Raw genomic sequence first — 25,903 nt, 5'->3', positions numbered from 1 at the left:
ACGTTCTATGTGCGATAGCCCTCCATATAGTTTCCTATATGACAGTTCTGCATTTATTCAAGTACAGACCCAGCTCTAAAACCATGAGTATTTTAAAGCTTCGGCAAAATCCCCTTCCCACAATAATCTTCGGATCCCATTATCCTCCTACTATGTACTAATGGATATTGCACCTCTACCCTCACTTCAAAATATAAAGTGAGAAATATCTAGTTAACTCTGATCATAGCAGAAATCTGATTCTATTGCAATACATAAAAACATCCCACTTGACCAGAGGGAGAATCATAGACATTCATTTATTTTCCGGCTTTCTTAAGTTGTCTGCCCTGCCATTCCTACGGCAGCCCGAATATAAAGTAGTAACAGTGCTAAAAGGGGGTGTATTTCTTGGAGAAGATAAATCGAAAAGAATTATATAATCTTTCCAATCAATTCATCGAATTATTTATCACAGATATTTTTTCCAAAAATCAAGTTAACCTGAAGGAAGCAAAAGAAAGAATGACCGATGAGCAACGAGAAAAATTAAAACAAACAGTTGAAAATTTAAAAGAGGAAGTGGAAGGTTTTCTCGACGCAAGTGGTAAAAAAACAGTGAATGAAGAAGAGCAAGAGACAAAAGAAAAGATGGAGTCATCCAGGCCGCTACGTGAAAAATTTATAAATAAAAAAGAAACAAAGAAAAAAGAAAACGAGGATAAGGAGTAAAAAATGTGCGCTTCCTCTAAGGTCTTTGTCCACTCAAAAATGCAATTAGTGCATTTACTATAGTATGAAAGAAGAAAGGAGGATAATTCATGAACAGTAATCAATATCCAACTTCTGAGAAAAAATGGCATGCTCATGATCGAAGTGCACCACATCCTATCGAACCTTGCAACACAAATGATCATGAAAATGAAAATGTTGCTGAACAAGTAGCTGAAATCGACCAAACTTCAAATGAGGTTATCGTGATCCGTGATTCTTGTGACATTACGGTAGAAACAACAGACACCCAGGTAGCTGTTTCCCTGCAAGTAGCCCTACAGGTGGCAATTGCTATTGTAATAAATATTACAATTGCGGACAACAGCCGTGCTGAAGCAGTTACAGCAGATTTACTTGAAACAGCAGATGTCCGTCAAGCAAACCGTCAAAAACTAATTATCGTAAATTCACGTTCCATCGATGTAGCAACAACAGATACGGACGTGGCTATATCCTTACAATTATTGCTTCAAATCCTAGTAGCACTTGTAGTACAATTGGATATTTTATAATAAACAAAGAACTATTCTTTTATATATATATGAGGATCTTTATGCCAATGTTCCTTTTTCATGGTGTAAATAAGGCTACCGCTTCGTTAGCCTTATTTATATCTGTTTTTTCATTTTTTCTTACATTTTTTTGAAACAAGTATTTTTTTAATCATATCGTCTTATACTTTATAGTGGAAATTCTTCCTTTATTGTTAATTTATGAATTAACTTTACTTCTAATACTAAAAAGTTGTATATTACAAGTGGATATTCTTTTTTTAAGTACCTTAAGTCATAAGGAGCGATTATATTGGAAAGAGTAGTTGGAACTGTGGTAAGAGGCCTCCGTTGTCCAATCGTAAATGAAGGGGACAATATTGAGGAGATCGTTGTAGATAGTGTATTAAAAGCCTCAGAAGTTGAAGGCTTTGAAATTCATGATAAAGATATTGTTACATTAACAGAATCAATTGTAGCCCGAGCTCAAGGCAACTATGCTACCATTGATGCGATTGCAAAAGATGTCAAATCCAAATTCGATGATGATACCATTGGTGTCATATTCCCCATTTTAAGCCGAAACCGGTTCGCAAACTGTCTTCGCGGAATTGCCAAAGGCGCTAAAAAGATTGTATTAATGCTCAGCTACCCATCTGATGAGGTAGGAAACCATTTAGTGCATATCGATATGCTTGATGAAAAAGGCATTAATCCTTGGACAGATGTTTTAACTGAAAAACAATTCCGTGATCATTTTGGCTACATAAAGCATACGTTTACTGGTGTGGATTATATTGAATATTATAAATCACTCGTAGAGGAATATGGGATTGAATGTGAAGTCATCTTCTCCAATAACCCAAGAACCATTTTAGATTACACAAAAAACGTCATTACCTGTGATATCCATACAAGAATGCGAACCAAGCGAATACTAAAAGCAAATGGCGGGGAAAAAATTTATGGGCTCGATAATATATTAGCCGAGCCTATTGATGGCAGCGGCTATAATGAAGCATACGGATTGCTTGGAGCAAATAAATCAACAGATGATGCGGTAAAACTTTTCCCGCGTGACTGCCAGCCTACCGTTGATAATATTCAACAAATACTCAAAGAAAAAACAGGCAAAGCAGTAGAAGTTATGGTCTATGGAGACGGGGCATTTAAAGATCCGGTAGGGAAAATTTGGGAACTTGCTGATCCAGTTGTATCACCTGCCTATACAGAAGGGCTTGACGGGAGACCAAATGAGATCAAGTTAAAATATCTCGCGGACAATAACTTTTCCGATTTAAGAGGAGAAGAACTCCAACAAGCAATTTCCGAGTTCATTGATAATAAAAATGATGATCTTGTCGGAGCTATGGAAGCACAAGGTACTACACCAAGAAAACTCACTGACCTGATTGGATCGCTGTCTGACTTAACTTCAGGAAGCGGCGATAAAGGAACACCGATTGTGTTCATCCAAGGCTACTTTGACAACTATACGAAATAAGAAAAAAAGCAATACATCTTCTTGGTGTATTGCTTTTTTATATATATGGTGCCTGTCACTTCCCGAATTTTGTCGAATTGTTATATGGTGCCTGTCACTTCCCGAATTTTGTCGAATGGGTTTATTCTTTTCCATAGTAAACAAATAAACAATAAGAGAAAATATACATATAATACAGGAGACTACTTCAGGGGAGAGGAGCAATAGGATGATACAGTTTAAATCATTTCGCGGGGAAGTTATGGGAATTCAAGATATATCGACTGGAGAATACGGGGAAGGCTGCGTTAAAATGATTGCACTACAAAATGAAGAAGGTGCTCAGGTAAATTTTATTTTGTCGCCAGCAACCTATGTCGTAAACCAGGAGATGATCAAAACAGGAGATATCGTGACCGGATATTATGACGGGAATGCTCCTACCATCATGATATACCCACCACAATACCAAGCGCTTGTTATGGTAAAGGAGTATGCCCATCAACATAGAATGGCAAGTTATTTTGACAGTGAACTCATCAGTCAGGATCATCAACTGAAATTAAACATACATCCTTCTACACAAATCACTACAACAAACGGGCAAGCCTATACAGGCAGTATTGCCAATCGAAACCTTGTCGTAATCTATGGACCATCTACCAAAAGTATCCCTGCACAGACTACGCCTTATCAAGTAATTGTTTTGTGTTAGAGAAAGTCTGTCCATTTTTATTAGAGGCGAATTGGGATCTTTAAGCTATTTACTTTGGTGCATTCCAACAATCCAAGCGGATGACATGATTCATTTTACCTACAGACGATATCATCCGCTTTGCATTCTTTTCTACACCGATGGAAAATCACATCTCCATGCATGCAAATGTTCATTCACCCTTTTATTTATAAAAAACCTATGGTATCATATATCAAAATGATACATATCAAAAAGATACAGAAATGGGATGAACCAACTTGAAATACAATCATACAACTTATGCAATTCTTGGAATATTAACGACAGGTTGCAGAACCGGCTATGCTATTAAACAGCTCATGGACCAAAGTTTAAATCACTTTTGGAAAATCAGTTATGGCCAGATTTATCCAACACTAAAACAAATTGTAAAGGAAGGCCTTGCGACTGTTGATACATTATCAGAGGAGGGGAAACCAAGCAGAAAAGAATATTACCTCACTACAAAAGGAAAACAAACCTTAAAAGACTGGCTACAAAAACCAGTCGAACAAGTACCCGTAGAAAAAAATGAAATTTTACTTAAATTATTTTTCAGCCGCCATCAATCCAATACAAATGCTTTATCGCTTATAAATAATTACAGGGAGAAGTTAGAGGAGAATTATCAGACCTATCAAAACATTGAACAAATGATTGCAAACCAACAGCAAAACCAGGCAGACGCGAAATACTGGCTGTTTACCTTAGATTACGGAAAGCGCGTGACAAAGGCGGCAATTGAATGGTGCCACGCAACCACCACACAAATGAATAAAGGATAAACGAGACGTGGGATCGTGCGCATGAATAAAGTTAGTGCCAAATCAGAAGGAGGTTTTTACATGGAAGGATTATTTATATTTGCTCGCCTACTGCATATCGTCGGTGGATTCCTGGCATTGTTTGTGTTTTGGCTTCCCATTATTACACGTAAAGGCGGAAAGCTCCATACTCAAATCGGCTGGATTTACGTATTTGCAATGGCTAGCGTTTCCATTACTGCACTGTACATGGGAGTTTACCGATTAACATGGGAGCCAGGTCACGATCCGGATACGACTGCGTTCTCATGGTTCCTCCTATTTATTGCCATCCTCAGCGGAGCAACTGCATGGTATGGTCTGCGTGTCCTCCGTTATAAAAAACGAAAAAGAAGCCATCGCCAGGCGATTGATTACATTTTTCCTATTTTGTTGCTTACATCCGGCATTGCAATCAGCATTTACGGCTGGATCATACATTTTCCGCTGCTTCAATATTTCCCGGTCGTTGGCATCTTCCTAGGCGCGACTCAACTGCAATACTGGCTTACATCACCGAAACGCAAATCACACTGGATCGTGGAGCACATCGTTGGTATGCTTTCATGCTGTATTGCTACGATAACAGCTTTTGTCGTTTTCGGGGCACCACGATTGCTAGGAGTCGATTCCGTCAGCTTATTCATCTGGTTCATTCCAACAATCATGATCGTACCGCTTATTATTGGATTTACAACCTATTATGCAAAAAAACTAAATGGTAAGCCGGCGGAAGGTAATTAGAAAAACAATGGAGTGGAGAGCTGCTGAGGTTAGGCTTGATGTTCTTCGACTTCCCTCCCTGGAATGAGCGACTACCGCTATGATGTGAATTTTCCTCTGTCATTGCGCGAGTTCTTCTCTGTATTGCTCAACTTCCCTACTTTTTGCCCGAGTTGAACATATTATGGCTCGACTTCCCACTTTGTTGCGCGAGTTGGACATATTATGGCTCGACTTTCCACTTTAAGTATTTAATTGTTGCAGATCGATTAGAAAATCTATTAGACCTTGAAAAAGACTTCCAGCTAAAAGGCGATTCCGTTTGGAAAAGTTTTAATGCCGGAAAGGAAAAACAAAAGTGGTATAACGTATCGATTATTGAAAACATGTATGCAGATTTAGCAGATGAGGATATACCTGGTTATTTTCTAGAATATGAAGAAACTGTAAGGCGTGTGTTTGGTTGATGTTTATGCGATTGCTTGATTCTAGAGCCTCCCATATGATGATGTAGGAGGCTCTAATCTCTACTTTTCGTTTCTAAGCTCTTTACTAATTGTGTTATCACTAGAGGTGAAATTGCTGTATTTGGATCCCTCTATTATTATAGATCCACCCCATTCCCTGAATCTCCTTAAACAAATAATCATTGGATTAATATTAATATCTCCATACTCCCTTTTAATATGTCAACTCCGACAATAGCCTGACCAATAACTAAATAATTGTTTACTCAAAAAAAGAACTGTTCACCATAGAACAGCCCTCTTAATACCACTTAAATGATATCGATTGCATCCTTAATAGACTTTGCTCCAGTCACTACCTGAAATTCCTTACCAATCGTTTTCTCATTTTCTAGACTCGCAACAATGACACTTGCTACATCTTCTCTAGGAATTTCATTTCTTTCCACTTCAGTTGCTGCCTCTACTTTTTTGGTTCCTTTATCATTTGTTAACCTACCAGGATGTATAATCGTATAATCTAAATCAGTTCGCTTAAGCCATTCATCTGCATAATGCTTTGCTGCTACATATGGCGCAAAGGACGATGAAGCATCCTGAATCGCTGCACGGGTCGTGTCAAACGAACTAATCATGATAAATCGCTTCACACCAGCTATTTTTGCTGCCTCAACTGTTTTAACGGCACCATCCAAATCCACCATAATGGTTTTGTCTTTTCCTGTATGCGGACCAGAACCCGCTACGAATACGATTGCATCGACTCCTTCAGCAGCCTTTGCAATCGCTTCGGTGTCTTGCTCCAGATCGGCCACTACCGTTTCTGCACCCAAATTTTCAAAAAAGGAGGCTTGCTCTTGCTTGCGGATCATTGCCTTTGCTTCTAAGCTATCATTTTCCTGAATAAATGATACAAGATGTCTTCCAATTTGGCCGTTTGCCCCTACTACAAGAATTTTCAATTTATCCATCCTTTCTTTGTAAACCTAGCTATTGTGATTCTCTTATCCCTATCATAAAGGGATAAGAAGGAAGTTGTCTAGATTTACCGTTCAAAATAAGCATGGGGCCAGCCATTTTTTATGTTTTACAAGATTCACTTTGTGATAACATATTGGCTACTTTATAATTGATTTGGACTTATTATGTATTTTTGTAATGCTAAAATATACACTAAAATCCCCTGCGCAGGAACCATTCCAAAATCAAGCACATTTGACTATATTCTTTCCCCTTTTAATGCTAAAATGAATTTGTAAAGGATGCTTCCTTCCTTTACTTTCTAATGCATATTAAATGCTAAGCTGAAAAAGCTAGCACTATAACGATAGAGGAGTGGAATGATGAATCAAAAACAATTTGAAAAAATCAAAAATGGAAAAGGCTTTATTGCTGCTCTCGATCAAAGTGGTGGCAGTACACCAAAAGCACTGGCTGCTTACGGTATCTCAGAAGATGCGTATGCAAACAAGGATGAAATGTTTGACTTAGTGCATGAAATGCGTACACGTATTATTACATCACCTGCTTTTGATTCAGATTTTATTTTAGGTGCTATTCTTTTTGAACAAACAATGGATCGCGAAATTGAAGGTCTGTACACAGGCGATTATTTGGCTGAAAAGAAAGGGGTTGTCCCTTTTCTAAAAGTGGATAAAGGACTTGCTGAGGTGTCCAATGGTGTTCAAATGATGAAGCCGATTAATGACTTGGACGAAACACTTAAACGTGCAAACGAACGTCATATCTTTGGTACAAAAATGCGTTCGGTCATCAAAGAAGCCAACGAGGAAGGCATTCAAGCTGTGGTTGATCAGCAATTCGAAATCGGTAAACAAATCCTAGCAGCAGAACTTGTTCCAATTATAGAACCAGAAGTTGATATTCATAGCCCTGAAAAAGAAAAATGTGAAGACTTATTAAAAGCAGAGATTCTAAAACATCTGAATCACTTAGGTGAAAATGAAGATGTCATGTTAAAATTAACCATTCCTACGAAAACAAACTTATACAAAGAGCTCATTGATCATCCAAAAGTGATTCGTGTCGTAGCACTTTCCGGTGGTTACTCCACGGACGAAGCGAATGCAAAGCTAAAAGAAAATAATGGCCTCATCGCTAGCTTCTCTAGAGCTTTAAGCCAAGATTTAAATGTTAACCAAACAGATGAAGAATTTAATACTGCGCTTCAAAAAGCAGTTAAATCCATTTATGAGGCTTCAATTTAAGGTGCGTAGTTATAAAAGGTCTTCCATGTACGGAGACAATTGAATATCTATTTGCATTGTGAAAAAGAGCGAACGGTTTTATTGTCCGTTTGCTCTTTCTCATTGTAAATGATCTTTAACAGTTCCCAGCTTCGTTCTACCTTCTATCAATCGTTTTGAATCATGAAGTACACAGGTACTCTACGACTGTCTAAAGTTCCTCCATCATTACGATTTTTTTGACCAGGAAAAACTGCCGCCGAAAACATCGCGCACATCATGGATAACGACAAAAGCTTTATCGTCAACAGAATTAATAATACGCTTGAGTTTCAAGAGCTGATATTTGCTAATGATGATATAGGACATATCAGCTTCTTCTTTTAAATATCCCCCGTAGCCTTTAAACACCGTGGCACTTGTATTCATTTGTTGCATAACGACATCCGTGATTTCAGGAGCACGGGCAGAGATTACACTGACTGCTTTTCGAGAGTCAAGTCCTTCCATAACGACATCTGTTGACTTTTTGCCAATGAATAATAGAATAATCGTATACATCGTATTTAATGGACCGATGATAAATAGACCGGATAACACAACACAAGCATCAAGCGTAAAATTCGTCCGTGTCAAATCCCAATCCAGGTTGTGATGGAGCATTCGGGCAATCACACTCGTTCCACCCATGGAACTGCCCGTACGAAAAATCAAACCTGTGCCGACACCACTAAAAAAACCGGCAAATATAGCGGAGACGAGCGGGTCGCCAAGTGGTTCCACACTGCTTTCGGTTATATAAATGAAAAAAGAAATGAGTGGTGCGGTGAGCACTGTCAGAAGTATGTTGCGTTTAGGCAAAACGCGATAACCAATCAATAGAACAATGGATGCTAAAGTAAAGTTCACAATGCCAGGTGACCAGCCGAAAGCATAGTGCAGGATGACAGATGCCCCCGCCAGACCACCATCAGCCAGGTTGTTTGGGATAACTAAGAAGGTTAGCGCTAATGCATATAACAGTGACCCAATGGTAATAAATGTAATGTCCTTTAATAATTTCCCCATCTCTCGCAGCCCCTCTCCTTTATAATTTTCATCGTTAGCCGGCTTATTCATTCTTTGTGAAGAAAATAAAACATGATCATTTTATCTTTCCGGTTGATGTTAGTTGAGCTAACTTAGGATGATTTTACAGTGCAATGTTATGATACGCAAGTTTTTTAGAGCGGGATATGTACTAACTTTATCTAGGACTATTTATAATGCGGTTCAACGCATCTTTTTAACTGGCGTCTTTGACAGTGAAAACGTTTACCGCTCGCAAGGACGAAAAAAGACTCCTCACAAAAGTGAGAAGTCCTTTTAATAGAATAGCAGAGCTTGAATGCTGTAATAGTAATATAGGTTTATTCTTATGATATGCCTTACTCTGCTGTTTGTAAGTTTTCGCTCAGACCAAGCGCTCGTGCTGTTGTAGTATGAATTTCTTGAATAAGTGCTGGATTGTCTACTAATGACTTACCATAAGATGGAATTATTTCTTTTATTTTCGGCTCCCATGCTTCCATATATTGTGGGAAGCATCTGTTGAGCAAATCAAGCATAACGTGAACAGCAGTAGATGCACCTGGAGAAGCGCCAAGCAATGCAGCGACTGAACCTTCAGCCCCTGTAATAAGCTCTGTACCAAATTGAAGTGTACCTTTTCCTGCTTCCGTATCTTTAATAACTTGTACACGTTGTCCCGCAACGACGGTACCCCAATCTTCACTTTTAGCGTTTGGAATGAATTCCCGCAACTCTTCAATCCGTTGCTCTTTTGATAACATAAGCTGCTGGACCAAGTATTTGGTTAATGGAATATTTTTTGCTCCTGACGCTAACATGGTGAAAACATTATTTGGTTTCACAGACCCTAATAAGTCCATATTGGAACCTGCTTTTAGAAATTTTGGTGAAAATCCGGCAAAAGGTCCAAAAAGTAATGTTTTTTTGCCATCAATATATCGTGTGTCAAGATGCGGAACAGACATTGGCGGCGCACCAACTTTAGCCTTACCGTATACTTTTGCATGGTGTTGCTCTGCTACTTCTGGATTATTACATACCAGGAATAATCCGCTTACAGGGAATCCGCCAATATGCTTACTTTCTGGAATTTCTGTTTTTTGCAGTAATGGCAGGGCTCCTCCACCAGCACCGACAAAGACGAATTTTGCAGTATGATATTCAAGGGTACCGCGTTCAAAATTCCGTACTTTCACTTCCCAAGAGCCGTCCTCCGTACGTTTGATATCCTCCACCGTATGATTGTACCTGATACTAACATCTTGACTCTTTAAGTGATCTAACAATTTACGCGTCAATGCTCCAAAGTTAACATCCGTTCCAGCATCCATTTTTGTTGCTGCCATTGATCCATTTGACGTGCGGCCTTCCATAATAAGCGGAATCCATTCCTTCAGTTTTTCCGGATCTTCCGAAAATTCCATGCCTTGGAAGAGGGGATTTTTGGACAGTACTTCAAAGCGTTTTTTCAAAAACGCTACATTATCTTCCCCGTGCACCAAACTCATATGAGGCAACGGCCTGATAAAATCCTGCGGGTTACTCATCTGTCGACTGTTTACAAGATATGACCAGAATTGCTTTGACAGCTGAAATTGTTCGTTAATTTTTAGGGCTTTGCTAATGTCGATCGACCCATCCGGTTTTTCGGGTGTGTAGTTAAGCTCACACAATGCAGAATGTCCTGTTCCTGCATTATTCCACTCATTAGAGCTTTCCTCCCCTGCTTTGTCAAGCTTTTCAAATACCGTAATCTTCCAATCTGGTGCCAATTCCTTTAGCAAAGATCCCAAAGTCGCGCTCATGATCCCAGCGCCAATTAAGATAACGTCTGATGTCGTATGTCTGTTACTCATAATTACCTTCCTTACGATAAGATTTGCAGAAAGGATGCAACTGTTCTTGCTCATTCCTTAACAAGTCAGAACACAAGCCAGTTACACATCTTTTCTTTATTATTTAGAACCTACTTTATAATATATCATTTTCTGATAAAACGTTCATTTCCTATTATACACCCAAAGCTGTCCGAAAAACAGGGGGGACAGGTGTTCAGTCTTGGGAAAATAAATTTAACAGAAGTAAGACTCTTTTTATTTTAATAAGAGGTTACAGATTTTTTTGCAGCTATTTATGGTAAGGTTCACCGTACCGGTTTGTAGGGTAAAATAGGTAGAAAATATAAACACAAAAAAGGGTAGCTATCGCTTATGACGGCTACCCTTTCTATTCTTCTGCTGGATGTTTTTCTATGAACCTAGAAAGATCCGTATCGAATTTTAAAGACTTTACTTTTGCATCAATTAATTCTAAGATACTATGTCCATCCAAGATAGAGTTAAAATCTTTTATATTAAAATCTAGTATATAAACCTTTTTATTGATATCCTCTCTTCTAAGATACAGTTTCTTAACTAAACCCGTTGCATCTTTCCATCCATCACCTGTAATTCCGTGATAAGAAAATATCAATCCTATTTGAGAGTTAGTAGACTCTATTAATGAATAAAGTTTACCTATCCATGTAACACCAATTTTACCCTGATAATTTTTACACTCTGATAAGAAATGCTCTCCTGGTAAATTAAGTAAACCTTCATTTTTGAAATAATTACCTTTGGAGTTTAATATCAATAACTGATCAATTTCATTTGTACTATTACGCAAATTTTGATGAACTTCAAAAACTGCAGATCGGGCTAGCAAAAATCCCACTAAGCTTTCTAATGATTTTCCCTTTTCAACTGTACTAAAATTATTAGACTCATCATGGGTTTCATTAAATCTTGCTAGATATTCCTTATACTGAGACATCTCTTTTTCGTCTAATCTCGTTATTTCTTTATAACGTTTTTCATTTGTATCAAACACTTGTAATAGCAATTCTTTTGGTGTATATCCCGGTTTATTTGACATATTTCACCTTATATATAGCTATACTATTATCTATAGGAGTAAGTTCCTCTCCACAGCTCTCACAGAAGATCTCCTCAGGAATCTGACCTATAGTTTGAAAGATATCACCGGTAAATTGATTACACGAAAAACAATACATCTCATAATTAAGAGACAAATGACCGTCCTCTTTAATTTTCTCCAACAAGGAATAAGTTTCTTTCATTGAGATATTTAATTTCCTTATTAGTACTCCAGGATAAATTATATCCTTTTCATTATACATGGATAGTATTGATAACAATTCCTCAGTTTTTTCATTACTGAGTTTTGCCTTCGCTTTCAAGATCTCCCTTATGCTTGATAATGTACTCTGTAACATTATTCATCCTCTCCATTTCTGTTTGGAGTCCATAATATTGAAGTAGAGTATACCCCTGATTCATATAGTTATGATTGAACTTTACAACAGTTCCTTTTGAATTTGAATCCTTCCAAACTAATGAAATCCACGGTAGGTCAGATGTTTCTTCAGTCTCTAGAATGAAATTCTCGATTAAATTTTTAATTTCATGGTTTTCATTAAATAACTCTTCATTTGCTTTAATGAGTTCCTTTAATTCTCCCAAGAGCGGTAAGACATAATTTTCATTAACACCTGTATCTAAAACTGCTTTTCCTCCGCTTTTTAGACTCATTGCCTGAGAATGTACATTAACATCTTCTTCATCTAAGTTACATATATACTCAATAATTGGAGGAAGGTTAATATCGTCTAATTCACAACTCAAATTCTCATTAAACCACTCTAACACAAATTGGATTTGTTTGTGATAAAAATATTCATCTTGCTTAAAATAACCTTTAATTGGATCGAATCGAATTTCAAGGACATCTAATGTTTTATAATATATTGCAAGTATTGGATACTTTATTTGTTTTTTTGCACCATTAGAAGGGAGGTATCCAGTGAATAGCTTACTGAATTTCAAAATAACTACATTATCATCTATATCAGTCTTTGTCGGTATTACTTCGATGTCTTTATCAGGATCAAATAGCTTATCAAATCCATGCCCTTCATCATCAAAGTCTTGCATTAGCTTATTTTCTAAGAGTTGATTAATTTCATCTTCTTCAAAGTTGCTAACCGAGAAGACCACTGCATACTTGTATGATTTTCGGAATTCTGTTTTTTCAATATAGCCAATTGCTTTTTGGTTTTCTTGTATTGCTCTCGGCAATTTTTCATCATCAGGAACATCAACCAAATTGACTATATTTTGATCATCGAATAAAGTTGCATTTTGATTACTTTTTAAATGTACAATTCTGTCCCTCTCTAATTCTTTTAGGATTTTTCTTTGGGCGTATTTAGGGTAAGTTTCTTTTATTGTAGTAGTTAAAAATTCATTATATTGTTCTAGATTATCTATCAATTAATTCTACCCACTTTCAATAATATTAAAACAAAAGTACTACATTTGCACATAATACAATTTAGATAATTAATTAATATGTATTATTCGACAAAAAATTAAAAAACCCTTTATTTATTTAATAAAAACGTATCTTTTTACCCTTGACGCAAATATTTGAAATAAGATAATATATCTACAGTTCAATCATCATAATCACTGATTGCACTGCAGATAATAGATCAATACTTATTCTACAGTAAATGACACTAATTATATTTTAATTGATATCTATCTCTTTCACCCTTCATAATTCTTTATCTAAGACCATAATGATGCATGGAGAGCTTGCTTGCAGTTGATTGTATTAAACTTTTTGCTTTTATATCTTCAATTATTTTCGTTATTTTCTCTTCCTTAATGCCATCCATATCGTCCGTTGTAATAAGATGATTACATAAGCCCAGTTTTTCATAGTCTTCTTTCCTTATATGCCAGTTATTTACATAGGATCTGTTATCCAACATTCCAAGATGTTCCCAATAATAAGTGGTACCATCGGCAAGGTGTATAGTAAAATCTGGTTTAATGTCGTATTCCTTGTGTGGCAACTCTAGTTTCTCTTCATATTTGAAGGTAAGACCACTTTTTTCTAACGACTTATAAATGATGTATTCCACTTTAGACTTTACATAGTCTCCTTTTTTAGGTTGAAACTTTTTATTTACATCTTCAGGAACATTAAAAATTGATGTGTGCCTGTTATCTATTGCTGAACGGCTCTTAGCAGTTAATAATAAACTTTCTTCTCCATCTTCCTGAACAAATAAAAACAATTTTTTTCTTGCCCTAGTTAACCCGGTGTATACAAGTTCTTTCGAAAGTAATCCGTATTTCCTTGGCAAGATAAAGAATAAATAATCAAAATCACTTCCCTGTGATTTGTGAACAGAGATTGCATAGGCAAGATCAAAATTTTCTTCATCATCAATATAATAAAGTGGCTTTTCTAACTCTTTAAAGAAATAGCGTTTTTTCCACCCTCTATCATGGAATGTAACCAAACCTATAGAACCGTTTGATAGGGTTAGTTTTCTATTTTTATACCAATTATTTAAACGAATAATTTTATCACCATTAACAAATGAAGAAGGAGGCCAATATATTGGGTTTTCTTTTCTCCAATTAGTCTGGATAAATTTATTCATGGAAAGAGTACCATAATGCCCTGCACGATATGGACTTATTATCTGTAAATGATCTAAACTTATTGTTTTTGGGTTATTTTTCTGAACATATCCTGAATCGAGATACAATCCAAAGTCACTATTCATCGCTGATGAACGAGCCTCGTCTTCCTTAACAAGAATTGACTCCAAGGATTGTTGGATGACTAGTTTAAGCTCCTCTTGGGTTTTCCATTTTCTAACAGCTAATGTATCTGACTCAAACTTATCATGGTCAACCTCTTCAAGGATTTCCTCATAAAATTTCCCATTATCTGTGTAAATTTCTGCTAGTTCTAAATTTCTGTTAGCTTGGTTATTGCGATTTTGTGCTACCATTCGACAATTACTTTGTAACCTTATAAAGTGTTCCTGCTTCAAAGATGTATTATCGAAAATATAATCAATAAAATCACGGAATGGTTTTCCGAAACCAATAGGTGGTAATTGAAAAGGGTCACCTACTAATATGACTCTTTTTACTTTTTCAAGGCGAATAATTGAGAATAATAATGTTAATTTAAATAGGTCAATCATTGAAGATTCATCAATAATGATATTTTCTACATCAACCTTATCTTCTTCTCTAATTAAGAAAATCCGTGAATAGTCATCATTAATGATTATGTCCCCAAATTGGTGCTGAAATATAAATCGATCGATTGTCTGTGGACTTACCCGGAGATCTGGAAAAGAATTCTTAATCTTCTCATCCAACCTAAGTGCTGCTTTCCCTGTCGGTGCAAGGACTACGGTTTGTTCACCAAGTTTATGTGCTAAGGTATAGATAATATTTGTTGTTTCTTGGGTTTTGCCAGAACCTGCTTTTCCCGTTAGTAGATACAAAGATTTTTTAAACACATAATTGTAAAGTTTATTTCTTTCATTCCTAAATAATTCTTCATTAACACCCTTTAACTTCTCTATACTCTCTTCTATATAGGACTTAAAATCTAAATTAACTTGATGGTTCACTCTACTAGTTAAATCATTAAATACAACTTTAAGCAGCTTCTCTGCTTTCTTTGTTTCAAGTAAATAGTAGTAATAGATATCTTCGGCTTTTTCCACATATAATCTTTCTATAAAGTGATCTCTATAATCTTGATCTAGTTTTAATATGGATTGTTCATCAAGCTTGATATCATTTTTATAAAATAGTGGATATTGCTTTAATGCTTCAACTATGTTGATGGCACTATCATAACAATCACCGTTCTTTTCACCAATCCTATTTAAGTGATGGATAATCACTGCTCTTAGTCGCTCTGGACTATCAAAATTTATATTTTGTAACTTTCTATCACGCTTTACAAATTTTTTATCAGGAATAAGGCCTATATCAATTTTATATAAATCAATAGGCTCGTCTTGTAAGTCTGGTTCATCTAAGTCATTTTCATCTGCAATGTACTGTTCATATAACAAATATGGATTGTTTGCTAGACCTAAAACAGATTCTTTTTGATCTAATATTTTGTTAATTTGATAGTATGTTAGTTGTAGTAATGACAATGTCTTTATTAGGTTTATGTTTTTCCTAAATAACCGTTGATCATAAACATCAAATAACTCATCACTATACCCTTCTAATTCCTCTGGAACTTCATCCTCTTCCAAACTAGTAAGTAACTTTTGTAAACCCTTATTTTCTTCTACCCAATTAACAACTTTATTTATTGCATTGCTTTCCATATCGAAGTAGTTAAAAATGTGTTTTAGAGATGGATATAGCCCTCTTTTTTTCCATGTCATTTGAATTAAATTGTTTATCTTTTCCAACTGGATCGCCGTCTGTTCAGAATCTGCTATAAAGCCATGCTCTTGTATCTTTAGAATTGATTTTCTCATCTTATAAAGTAAGTACAAACATTTATCATCATCGATATCCATTGCAACATATTTGAATGAAGAAATTATTGCTGGCTCATCAATCGTCACCTTCATATCGTTCAGCTTCTCTTCATCATCCGGATTTTCCTCAACATATTTCAAATAATCTTTATATGGGAGTAATACACCGTGTTCTTCGAAAAGATGAGAAAACTGAAGTGCCCAGTTAATGCTAGGGAAGTATTTCATATTATCATTCTTTGCTCGCCAAGAAGCTAACTCTTCTTCGGTAAAAGGGAAATGTGATGGAACAGGTTTATCAGCAATAACGGAGCACCCCAATAGTAAATACTGCATATCATCTCCCGAAACAGGATTATCGTAGTTAGAATAAAAGAAGATAATCGACTTTTTCGACTCAAACTTGTTTAAGAAGTTTTCAACTCGCGTTTCTAAATCGGGAGGGTAATTTCCATACAAATCTTTATTTTTCTTGCTATGAACAAATGACAGTTTAAAAGGCCAAGTAAAAATAGAATATGGTTTAACCGTTTCCTTTATGGTCTGATTGATACCATGAAAGGCATGACTATGTCTTATATCAAATGTGTTTTTTGAAAAGGCATTGATAGACCAGTAACAAGGTACAGTATAATTAGTTGAAATCTCCTGGACTTCCTCACCCTTATGTTCCATTTCTAATGCGGTATCTCGATTTGTAGCTATACGATCGGCTAATAATGAATGAGTGCCTACACAATATGTATTCGCTTCAGGATTTAGACATATTCGTCCATTCCAATTATTATCATGCCAAGCCATTCTTACAGTAAGATGCATGTAGCGTCCTCCTATACTTATATTTTCCTTTTTACATGTCAAGCAACTACTCTCTTCTTAAAATTAAAAATTTCCATACAGGGCACGGTTCGCCCACTTCTACCGGAGAAAGAAGATACAAGCCCGTTTCTCTTTATCATATATGGTTAAAACAGCACTTGAAATATCAGTTACAAAAGGGTAATACAACTTCTATTTTTCTGATACTAACTCTTCAACCTCAAGAGACTCTACTGAATCGGTTTGTGCATCTTTTATCCATATTTCTGACGGTAATACAGTTTTCGATGGTTCACCAAATTCTTCCCCATCTATTATTACTTCCATAGGAATAGCGAAAGAGTCGCCAACTATTAATGCCACACCTGTTCTTAAAAAGGATAGTCTATTTAATTGGCCATCGTTTAAATATGGAATACTTTTTCTCATTTGATCTAGATCTATATTATTTCGTATTCTATGTAAAATAAAATTATTACATTGTGATAATACTGTTTTAGAAAGTTCTCCTGGCCTTTGGCTAGATAAAATTAAGAAAACACCAAACTTCCTCCCCTCCTTTGCAACCGTTCTAAACATCTTAGAGTAATCTACAATATTATCCTCATACTTTTCTGATATATATTTATGAGCTTCATCAAATATGAAATTATAGCTTTTAGTAATTCTTCCCGTTTCTAATTTATAGTCAAGTTGTTTATTAAAAATATTTCTTAGTATATAACTTGTGAAAAATAATAGAACATCATCATCAATAAAAGAGCAATCGAATACTGTAAAAGTCTTTTTAGTTAACAACATGTCTTCCAATTCTGCTTGTCTAGTAAAATCCACGGAAAAAAGGTTATCAGAGTATGTAGCGTCTAAGCTGTCTATTCGCGTCATTAAGGTTGAGCAAAAAGTTCTTATTTGACTATTGCCCTTAGCTTCCTCTAAAAGCAGCACTAAATCCACTGCTAATTTTAAATCTTTAATAGTCTTAGTTTTACATTCAGTTACTTCTAAACAACTAATCAAATATGAGTGCACATCTTCATATTCATAACCCGTTTTACCTTTAACATAAGCTTTAACTTCGCTTCTAAATTGTTCATCATAAGTTTGTGGTCTGAAATTTCCATACTGGGCATCATAATAAGTTAGACATTCATTAATTTTTTCCGAATCTATCCCTTCCAATAAACCTTTTATTTTAGCTCTTTTAGGAACAGCATCGGTTGACTGGTTATTAAACAATTCCAATGCACAATAAGCTTTAATCCATAAAACATCATTATCATTTGAAGCGAGATGATTGGCTAATTTTAATGCATTTAGTAAAACAGGCCTTTGTGTAGCGTGCGAAGGTTGGAGTAAATTAAACCAATCCTCTATTGTTAAATTCTCTAGATTTATAGAAATATCATTTATTTTCTTTGAATTTGTCATCCCTGATGGTAACTCTGTATATTCACCATGAACATCAAAAATAATGAAATTTGCTTTAGAAATATCAATCTTCGGATTCCTCTTGAGTTCCGCTATCTCATTTAGTAGTTTTCTAACTGTAGTAGATTTACCAGAACCAGTATTTCCTAGCACACTCATATGATTGGTTAAAATACTATCTACGCTAATCTTAGGAATTATATCTTGAGTGGATAGTTTTCCTAGCATAATCGACATTTTGTTATCGGATAACAGTAACATGGTGTTTATATCATTAACATTAGTTAAATAAGCCTCCTCTCCAATAACGGGAAACGTAGACAAACCATACTCAAAACTATCATGTAATATTTCTCCGACAGGTGCAGCTTCGAAATAAGCTTTTTGGCTGAATTTTGACTGTTCTTCCTCATTTAAAGGCTTTTCTTGTTCATACAATCCGATAATTTGGTATATATACTTGTTAGATCCGCTCTTATATATTGTTACGAAATCGTTTAATCCATTTAATGTATACAAATCCCCTAAATAATTATGCTGAATTAATGTGGTGTCAGGAACTTCTATTACAATTTTATTGAAAAAAACTTTAGTGATTACACCGAATGCATGTTTAGTCATCGATACCAACACCTTTCATATATCTAATGATGTTATCAAAATGATGTCCATCATTAAAAGAAGTGCCTTCAGAAAAACAGCCACCTATAATATGAATATTTTTTATATCTTTATGTTTATCGCAAAAAGCTTTTATTTTATCTTCACCAAGATTAGCAAAGACAATTAAAGTAAAGTCCTCATTGCTTAGTGCTTGTGACATAAGCTGGTTAATATGTTGATCCGGGAAACCATAACCTAAAACTATTAAAGTACTATTAGATTTTTGAAGATTAATAGTAAATTCCCTAAATAATTCAGAATAGGGAGTTTGTTGTGTTTCAATATGTTTGTCGATTGTGGGATATATTAAAACGTTTTGTGTATCATGATTAGAATTAGACTCTTGCATCACTTTTTGAGTACCCAAATCATAAAACCAATCTATCGACCCATGAACTTTATACAATTTTACAAACTTCCGGACAATACTCCATTTATCCTTGTAACGATTCATATCATCTACTAATCTATAATTAAATTCAGAAGGGTCGAAAACTCTATTTATAGTTCCCCTGAAGCCATTAGTATATCTGATATTCAATTTTTCTAATGCTATCTCATTGAATAAATCATAGTTGGTAGTAAATATATTTACCGGTGTATAATCCTTGTTACCTCTGACGGAGAATATCTCGTTATAAAAGTCTATATACAAATCCATAACACTCTTATTTGCTTCGTAGTCAATTTTAATACTTTTAACAAGGGCATCCTTGGTCATTAAAAAATTATAATGATAATCTTTAATAGTTTCTTTTGATCCATTTGATTCCTCTAAGAATGTTATAGCAGTATTTAACCAATTTAAGTAATCCTCAATATCATCATTTTCTTCATCATTATATTTACCCATAGCGGCTTTTTTCAATTCTGGCTTTATTCCCTTAAAAGTATCTCCCATTGAAGGTATTGCAGAAAAAGAACATCCAGAACCCAACAGGAAATTTAAGTTATTAGTTAATAATTGTTTTTTTATAAAGGAACTAATTACCTTCTTTTGTTCATTAATAGACAATCCTTCTATAATATCCTGATCACCTTGATAATGATATAAGCTCTCTGGTACATGAGACATTTTTCTATTCCCCCTTAATCGTATAAATGCCTTTAATGTGTTAAAAAACCCCCTACCTAGTATTTAAGCTTAAATTACTACTATTAGGGGGTTATAAGGTATATCTAGTTGTAAATACTCAAAGTTAGACGTTTTCTTTCAATTGCTCATAACTATTAGCCACATCATACTTAACACCATTCTCAAGCGCTGCAAAGTGTTTACGACCACAAGTTATCTTTCCATCCTCACGCAATCTAAGATCTTCTTGATCTGTGCTTCCTTTTGTTTCGATGACGAAGAATAGCTTCTCTACTCCATCTTTTTCAATTAGGATAGCCCAATCGGGATTATAGTTTCCTAAAGGCGTATCAATGACAAACGACCCTGGTAGTTTAATAAATAGCTTTACATCTTCATCGTTATTAAGCTTTTCAGCAAATGCTTTTTCTGTCTCTGAATCATACTTAATATAGTTATAGACAGATTTAGCATTATCAACCTGAACAGCATTTGCTTTCATATATCCAACGAGCTCTTCATTTTCAAATAGTGATTGCTCGTAGTACTCGTGATCACCAATTCTTTCGTATTTAATACCATCAATAATAAGTTTCCGCTTTTCGCGATTAATTATTTTCATTACTGCTTCCATAAATGCTTGTGGGTTCTTTTTAAAATCCTTCAGACGTTCAGACTTTATTAATATATCCACTAGAGTTCGTCGTTTCAGATTCGTTTGCTCTTGAAGGTAGCGTAAAATATCTGGCAGTCTGCGTTCTTCCTCTAACGCCTCATATACTCGCATTGTTCGACCTTCGCCTGTAACCCCAGATTGCTCAACCTTAAGAAGAGCATTTTCTCTTTTTACCTTTCTAGATCTAAAAGGATCTAACTTTTTAATTTCTGAAACACTTTCGTTTATCAGTTTTTCACTATCCAAATCGACTGAATAAGTTGTTTTAAACTTAATCTTGTCCCACAACTGTTTAAATTCATCACCAAGCAATACTTCTTTATTTAATCCGATGTTTATTTTGTCTTTTCCATTAAATACTGGAAGCTTCTTAATCGATTTCTTAATAACCCGTTCTACATCCTCTTTAATCGATTTAAACTCTTCCGGTACATTGAATTTTTCATTTGCTAAGTCCTGCTTTAAAGATTCCTTTACTTTACCTTTTTTATCAATATAATTCTTTTCTAGTAGATATTTAAACATCTTTTCTGACTTTTCATATCCTAGTGTCTGTTCCTTATCATTTTCATCCTTATAAGTAATAGGAGCAAATACTTGCTGAGTAATATACCCAAATTTAACTCCTGTTTCTTCTTCCATTTCCTTTTGCAAGGAATCAGCAAACTCTTCATAAGATTCATTAGCAACCACAGTTAAAATATTGTCATTTTCATCATATACTCGCCGGCCCTCATTATTCACTGGTAATCGGAGACCCCGTCCAATTTTCTGACGCTTTGTAAATGTATCTTTTGTTTCAACCAACGTACAAATTTGAAATACGTTTGGGTTGTCCCATCCTTCTTTTAAAGCCGAATGAGAAAAGATAAAACGAAGTGGTGTCTCGAAACTCAATAGCTCCTCTTTCTTCTTCATAATTAGCTCAAAAAATGATTCATCATCTTTATTAGAACGAAGTGAGCCATCTTTTGTAGTTCTACTATCTTTAAAACGTCCTTTTTTATCCTGGGAGAAATATCCCCCATGAACTTCTGATACATCGAAGTTTGTAAGATAACTATCCTCTTTAAACAATGTTTGATATTTTGGAAGCTTTACCAGGCTCATGTATTCTTCTTCAAACATTTGGGCGTATTTTCCATGGCCCCAAGTACCGTCATCATTATAAGCCCGATAGTTTGCAACCTTATCGATAAAGAACAAGCTAAGTACTTTTATTCCCTTATAAACTAATTTAAGCTCTTTATCTAGATGAGTTCGAATAGTTTCCCGGATTTGGTATCTCTTTAGTAGATCGCCATCCATTCCACCAATCACATCACCTAGACCAAGTACTCTACCATTTTCGAACTCTATGGACTCATTTCCGGGGTAGCAGTCAATTCCTGCTAATACATATCCATGATATAAATCACGTTCACCTGATAATAAGAAAAGATTGTTCTTTTTGTTTGGATCTATTTGTTTACGAACACGATTAACCGTTCCATTTTTCTTTTTTTCATCTAGTTCTATGGTAGCTTTATATCCGCTTTTGTTTGCTACATTTATTAGTTTTATATATGGATCATTATAATCATCATCCGAATTTACGGAGAGTACCTCGATTTTCTTAACCAGTCGTTTCTCATAGGCATCTACTGGATCCAATTTATACATTAGGTTGTATGTTTCTCTATGGGTTGCTGAATAACGTAATTTACATAATGGATTAAGTGATGCTATTGCTTCCTTAGCCTTATCAGTATTATCTACACTTTGAGGTTCGTCGATTATAACTATTGGATTTGTTTCTTGTATAAATTCAATCGGCCGCTTCCCATTCATGGTATCCCGTTCTTGATTAATCAAGTTTTCATTTTTCTTAAACGCATCAATGTTCATTATCATAACTTCAATATTGTTACTAGTTGCATACTCTCGGACTCTTTCTAGTTTGGACGAATCATAGATAAAATAATGGCAATACTGCCCCGGATATAATTCATTAAAATGATCGGCGGTCATTTGAAATGATTTGTATACCCCTTCACGGATAGCAACACTTGGTACTACAATCACAAATTTCGAGAAACCATATTTTTTATTTAACTCAAAAATGCTACGAGTGTAGACATATGTTTTTCCTGTACCTGTTTCCATTTCTACAGTAAAATTCCAATCTTGGATGGCTGCGCTCTTTTTTAGATGGTTCTGCACTTGGATCTTTTGGATATTTTCTAATACTTCTTGTTCCGAGAGTTCGAGTTTATTTCCAATACCTAATTCAGTTTGCTGCTGCCCTAAGATATGTCCCGCACCAACAGAGAAGTTAGAAACTTTTACTGATTGTCCTTTAAAAATATCTACTATTGAATTAACTGCATCTATTTGATACTGTTGTTTATCAAATTTAATTTTCATTACGGACACCTCCTTAGATAACACGAATATCTTCCACTTTATGTCTTTTCAAAATTTGCTGTGCATTAGTTCGAACGGTGTCATCTTTAAATCCCTCGTCGTAAAATACAACACGAGCTGGATTTAATTTTGCTATTTTTTCAATGATATCTAGAGAAAGATTACGTTCCAGGCAAATTAATAGATAACCTATACCAACATCATAAACTGTTTTACCTGCAATTTCTTTTTTCTCAATAGGTGCTGTCAAATTTATTCCATACTTTAGTAACACCTCATAAACAACATCCTCTTGAGTACGACCTTCTTTAACCGGATCAATCATATCTAACAAATCTTTTTCTAAATCTAGGGATTCTTCATCCCAAACATGTAAATTCGTTTCATCTAGTTTAAAAACCCTAAAGCCAACATCTAAGTCTGAATTAGTAGATTTCCCGGTTTCACTTAATATCTGCGTCCCTGCTCTTCTAATGCGCTCTTTACCTATTTCACTTATGTTGGTTGGTTTACCAATTTCCGTCAAGAATTCAAATGCTATCTTTTGCTCTTTATCATCTATATCAATCACTTCTGGTAATTGAACCATTATAAACTTTCTCTTAGAACCTTCTTTCCTATTTATGTTCATAACTGAATGAGCTGTTGTACCTGATCCCGAGAAAAAATCTAATACTATATCATTATGATCGGTTGTGAAAGAAATTAGTTTTTCTATTATAGTAGGGGACTTAGGGTTCTGGAAAATGCCTCTACACAATAGATTCTCGAGTAATTTTGTTGAAGCACGTCCATCTTCATAAATTACTGATCTTAAAATATCTTTCACACTTTCAATTCTTTTTTTAGGTTTAATAAGTGTTGTTTCATCTTCTCCAAACATTATATCGTTGTTATTTATCATTCTAATCATTGTATCTTTTGGAAATCTAAATCCTTTTTCAGGTACCTTACATGCCTTTTTTGTAATAGGATGCAATATTTCATATTTATACCCACCAAATTTTGTGTTGGCAATATCACCATCATGAAACACACCTTTTTCATCAACATTATCGTAATGAGTTACTTGAGGTAAATTATCCTTATTCTCTCTTATCCATTGTCTCAACTCTATCTGAATTTCACTTGGATTATTACCCAATTTCTTCTTTAATTGAATATACTTTTCTTGGATTTTCTCAGCTGCCTCACTTTTAGCAAACCACTTTGGTTGCTCAGACCTATTCTTTGCATAACATAATATATATTCATGTTCAGTATTAATTTGAGTTGCATTATTATCAGTTGCTGTTTTAAAAATAAGATTACCAATAAAATTTTCTTCTCCATAAATCTCATTGCATATTTTGTATAGATTTGCATATTCCTTATCATCGATACTAATAAATATTACCCCGTCGGACTTTAGTAAATTTTTTGCGATTTTTAACCTTGGATACATCATATTTAACCAATCAGAGTGAAACCGACCGTTAGTTTCTGAATTAGACTTCATATTTTCTTTTACTCGTTCTTTATAGCTTTTTACATTATCACTAAAATCATCTTTGTACACAAAGTCTTTCCCTGTATTGTATGGGGGATCAATATAAATCATCTTTACTTTATTTCGATATGAATTTTGTAGGACACGTAAGACCTCTAGATTATCGCCTTCAATATAAAGGTTTTCTGTTGTATCCCAGTTAGAACTATCTCCTTTACAAGGGAGTAAAGTTCCTGTAGTTTGCTTCTGCGCAAGTTTAATAGCCTCAATTTTGCCATTCCATGTAAGCTCATAACGTTCTTTATCTTTTTCAACATGCTCACCAAGAGTTAACATGAACTTGTCCATATCAATTTTTCCCTCTGTAAAAATATCAGGGAATAACTCTTTCATTATTTCAATATTAGCCTTTTCTACATCTAACGTTTTTCCATCAAGCTTTTCCATTTAACACAACTCCTTAATTCGAATTAATACCCGATCTTCTTCTTGTTTATATTTTTTTATCTTCATATGAAGTTCCATCTTTTCTCCGAAGTCAAGCTGTTCCTTTTGTAACTCCTGAAGTTGATTAATATTCCTATTGGTATCCTCCAATGAATCTATTAAAGGTATTAGTTCATCTGATGACACCCCTATATTGGGATATTTTTGTATTTGCTCAATTAATGAACTCATCCTAATAGCAGAATTCACACTATCGTAAAAACTATAAAGATTACTATACGATAAGTTGTTAAAATTGATCCTACCTATAAAGCGTTGAACCGCTTCACCTTCATCCGTTAAATTAATCCAAGGTGAATTAGTAACATTTTCTACAACTACCTTAGTTTCATCATTTTGATTAAGCCTTTTGTGAGCTGTACTAACACTGAGATTCTCATTATCATCTGTTGCTAAAACTACAATTGGATTGGGCATAACTTTATGAAAAATATTTATCATTCTTTCAAATCGCTTTGTAGATTTAAACGATGCTAATAGCCAATAAATCTCTTCATAGCGCCTATCACTATTAACAAACTTTGGTACATTTAGTGTGTCCTGTTTACAGATGCTAAGCAAATAGATGCTCTCTATTTCAGTTGTAAATAACTCTTTTTCAGCAGCCTTTAATTGCCCTTGTTCATGAAATTGCTTTTTTGCTATTTTACGATTAAAGATTGTTTTTTGGGGCATTTGAAAAAAGCTAATTATTTGATCACGCACTAACTCAC

Annotated in this window: 19 protein-coding genes and 1 riboswitch; of the genes, 8 read left to right on the top strand and 11 right to left on the bottom strand. The window is 34.8% G+C overall.

Going from position 1 to position 25,903, the window contains the following annotated elements; all coding sequences use genetic code 11:
* Window positions 1-7 precede the first annotated feature (7 nt).
* A riboswitch (Lysine riboswitch) is annotated at window positions 8-186 on the bottom strand.
* Between the two features lie 204 nt (window positions 187-390).
* The 7 genes from J2Z81_RS07210 to J2Z81_RS07180 all read left to right on the top strand — a co-directional run bounded on the left by J2Z81_RS07210 (window position 391) and on the right by J2Z81_RS07180 (window position 5,456).
* The gene (locus J2Z81_RS07210) at window positions 391-711 is read left to right on the top strand and encodes a hypothetical protein (protein WP_029267507.1); all 321 of its coding nucleotides are present in this window, start codon (window positions 391-393) and stop codon (window positions 709-711) included.
* 89 nt (window positions 712-800) lie between these two features.
* Window positions 801-1,265 carry a spore coat protein gene (locus tag J2Z81_RS07205; protein ID WP_226371021.1) on the top strand — a complete coding sequence of 155 codons (465 nt, stop codon included), beginning with the start codon at window positions 801-803 and terminating at the stop codon, window positions 1,263-1,265.
* Window positions 1,266-1,557: 292 nt separating this feature from the next.
* The gene (locus tag J2Z81_RS07200) at window positions 1,558-2,748 is read left to right on the top strand and encodes a coenzyme F420-0:L-glutamate ligase (protein ID WP_029267503.1); all 1,191 of its coding nucleotides are present in this window, start codon (window positions 1,558-1,560) and stop codon (window positions 2,746-2,748) included.
* 208 nt (window positions 2,749-2,956) lie between these two features.
* Window positions 2,957-3,442 (top strand): hypothetical protein, encoded by a 486-nt coding sequence (locus tag J2Z81_RS07195; protein WP_226371020.1) that lies wholly within the window; start codon window positions 2,957-2,959, stop codon window positions 3,440-3,442.
* A 260-nt stretch (window positions 3,443-3,702) separates the two neighbouring features.
* Window positions 3,703-4,248 carry a PadR family transcriptional regulator gene (locus J2Z81_RS07190; protein WP_226371019.1) on the top strand — a complete coding sequence of 182 codons (546 nt, stop codon included), beginning with the start codon at window positions 3,703-3,705 and terminating at the stop codon, window positions 4,246-4,248.
* A 60-nt stretch (window positions 4,249-4,308) separates the two neighbouring features.
* Window positions 4,309-5,010 carry a DUF2306 domain-containing protein gene (locus J2Z81_RS07185; protein WP_226371018.1) on the top strand — a complete coding sequence of 234 codons (702 nt, stop codon included), beginning with the start codon at window positions 4,309-4,311 and terminating at the stop codon, window positions 5,008-5,010.
* 152 nt (window positions 5,011-5,162) lie between these two features.
* On the top strand, window positions 5,163-5,456 hold the full coding sequence (locus tag J2Z81_RS07180) for a hypothetical protein (RefSeq protein WP_198020905.1): 294 nt from the start codon (window positions 5,163-5,165) through the stop codon (window positions 5,454-5,456).
* A 311-nt stretch (window positions 5,457-5,767) separates the two neighbouring features.
* On the opposite strand, the gene J2Z81_RS07175 is transcribed toward J2Z81_RS07180, so the two are convergent.
* Window positions 5,768-6,427 (bottom strand): SDR family oxidoreductase, encoded by a 660-nt coding sequence (locus J2Z81_RS07175; RefSeq protein ID WP_226371017.1) that lies wholly within the window; start codon window positions 6,425-6,427, stop codon window positions 5,768-5,770.
* 372 nt (window positions 6,428-6,799) lie between these two features.
* Between J2Z81_RS07175 and J2Z81_RS07170 the strand changes: the two genes are divergently transcribed.
* Window positions 6,800-7,684, top strand: a complete 885-nt coding sequence (locus J2Z81_RS07170) for a fructose bisphosphate aldolase (protein WP_226371016.1) — start codon at window positions 6,800-6,802, stop codon at window positions 7,682-7,684.
* A 207-nt stretch (window positions 7,685-7,891) separates the two neighbouring features.
* Here J2Z81_RS07170 and J2Z81_RS07165 read toward each other — a convergent pair whose 3' ends face one another.
* The 10 genes from J2Z81_RS07165 to J2Z81_RS07120 form a co-directional block, all read right to left on the bottom strand.
* Complete coding sequence (locus J2Z81_RS07165) at window positions 7,892-8,731, bottom strand: YitT family protein (protein ID WP_029267612.1); 840 nt, start codon at window positions 8,729-8,731, stop codon at window positions 7,892-7,894.
* 359 nt (window positions 8,732-9,090) lie between these two features.
* Window positions 9,091-10,644 carry a malate:quinone oxidoreductase gene (locus J2Z81_RS07160; protein ID WP_226371015.1) on the bottom strand — a complete coding sequence of 518 codons (1,554 nt, stop codon included), beginning with the start codon at window positions 10,642-10,644 and terminating at the stop codon, window positions 9,091-9,093.
* Window positions 10,645-10,960: 316 nt separating this feature from the next.
* A complete protein-coding gene (locus J2Z81_RS07155; RefSeq protein ID WP_102416202.1) occupies window positions 10,961-11,650 on the bottom strand; it encodes an acetylglutamate semialdehyde dehydrogenase in 690 nt (229 codons plus the stop codon).
* 299 nt (window positions 11,651-11,949) lie between these two features.
* Window positions 11,950-13,068: a hypothetical protein gene (locus J2Z81_RS07150; protein WP_226371014.1), complete on the bottom strand. Its 1,119-nt coding sequence runs from the start codon at window positions 13,066-13,068 to the stop codon at window positions 11,950-11,952.
* Between the two features lie 296 nt (window positions 13,069-13,364).
* Entirely contained in the window at window positions 13,365-16,946 is a 3,582-nt protein-coding gene (locus J2Z81_RS07145) for an ATP-dependent DNA helicase (RefSeq protein WP_226371013.1), read from the bottom strand.
* A gap of 192 nt (window positions 16,947-17,138) precedes the next feature.
* On the bottom strand, window positions 17,139-18,995 hold the full coding sequence (locus J2Z81_RS07140; protein WP_226371012.1) for an ATP-binding protein: 1,857 nt from the start codon (window positions 18,993-18,995) through the stop codon (window positions 17,139-17,141).
* Window positions 18,988-20,112, bottom strand: a complete 1,125-nt coding sequence (locus J2Z81_RS07135; protein WP_226371011.1) for an SIR2 family protein — start codon at window positions 20,110-20,112, stop codon at window positions 18,988-18,990. The genes J2Z81_RS07140 and J2Z81_RS07135 overlap by 8 nt, the downstream gene beginning before the upstream one ends.
* A gap of 124 nt (window positions 20,113-20,236) precedes the next feature.
* Window positions 20,237-23,194 (bottom strand): type III restriction-modification system endonuclease, encoded by a 2,958-nt coding sequence (locus tag J2Z81_RS07130; RefSeq protein ID WP_226371010.1) that lies wholly within the window; start codon window positions 23,192-23,194, stop codon window positions 20,237-20,239.
* A gap of 13 nt (window positions 23,195-23,207) precedes the next feature.
* Window positions 23,208-25,130, bottom strand: a complete 1,923-nt coding sequence (locus tag J2Z81_RS07125; protein WP_226371009.1) for a site-specific DNA-methyltransferase — start codon at window positions 25,128-25,130, stop codon at window positions 23,208-23,210.
* Complete coding sequence (locus J2Z81_RS07120; protein ID WP_226371008.1) at window positions 25,131-25,895, bottom strand: DUF4391 domain-containing protein; 765 nt, start codon at window positions 25,893-25,895, stop codon at window positions 25,131-25,133. It abuts the gene before it with no gap.
* Window positions 25,896-25,903 lie beyond the last annotated feature (8 nt).

The sequence above is a fragment of the Virgibacillus alimentarius genome (assembly GCF_017874635.1).
Taxonomy (GTDB): domain Bacteria; phylum Bacillota; class Bacilli; order Bacillales; family Amphibacillaceae; genus Virgibacillus_B; species Virgibacillus_B alimentarius.
The sequence above is the reverse complement of the archived record's forward strand: the minus strand, read 5'-3'. Positions and strand labels throughout refer to the sequence as shown.

Bases quoted from the DNA above. Each gene is read 5' to 3' on its own strand.
- J2Z81_RS07205 (WP_226371021.1), top strand. From the start codon at position 801: ATGAACAGTAATCAATATCCAACTTCTGAGAAAAAATGGCATGCTCAT.
- J2Z81_RS07195 (WP_226371020.1), top strand. From the start codon at position 2,957: ATGATACAGTTTAAATCATTTCGCGGGGAAGTTATGGGAATTCAAGAT.
- J2Z81_RS07185 (WP_226371018.1), top strand. From the start codon at position 4,309: ATGGAAGGATTATTTATATTTGCTCGCCTACTGCATATCGTCGGTGGA.
- J2Z81_RS07175 (WP_226371017.1), bottom strand. From the start codon at position 6,427: ATGGATAAATTGAAAATTCTTGTAGTAGGGGCAAACGGCCAAATTGGA.
- J2Z81_RS07170 (WP_226371016.1), top strand. From the start codon at position 6,800: ATGAATCAAAAACAATTTGAAAAAATCAAAAATGGAAAAGGCTTTATT.
- J2Z81_RS07165 (WP_029267612.1), bottom strand. From the start codon at position 8,731: ATGGGGAAATTATTAAAGGACATTACATTTATTACCATTGGGTCACTG.
- J2Z81_RS07160 (WP_226371015.1), bottom strand. From the start codon at position 10,644: ATGAGCAAGAACAGTTGCATCCTTTCTGCAAATCTTATCGTAAGGAAG.
- J2Z81_RS07155 (WP_102416202.1), bottom strand. From the start codon at position 11,650: ATGTCAAATAAACCGGGATATACACCAAAAGAATTGCTATTACAAGTG.
- J2Z81_RS07145 (WP_226371013.1), bottom strand. From the start codon at position 16,946: ATGCATCTTACTGTAAGAATGGCTTGGCATGATAATAATTGGAATGGA.
- J2Z81_RS07140 (WP_226371012.1), bottom strand. From the start codon at position 18,995: ATGACTAAACATGCATTCGGTGTAATCACTAAAGTTTTTTTCAATAAA.
- J2Z81_RS07135 (WP_226371011.1), bottom strand. From the start codon at position 20,112: ATGTCTCATGTACCAGAGAGCTTATATCATTATCAAGGTGATCAGGAT.
- J2Z81_RS07130 (WP_226371010.1), bottom strand. From the start codon at position 23,194: ATGAAAATTAAATTTGATAAACAACAGTATCAAATAGATGCAGTTAAT.
- J2Z81_RS07125 (WP_226371009.1), bottom strand. From the start codon at position 25,130: ATGGAAAAGCTTGATGGAAAAACGTTAGATGTAGAAAAGGCTAATATT.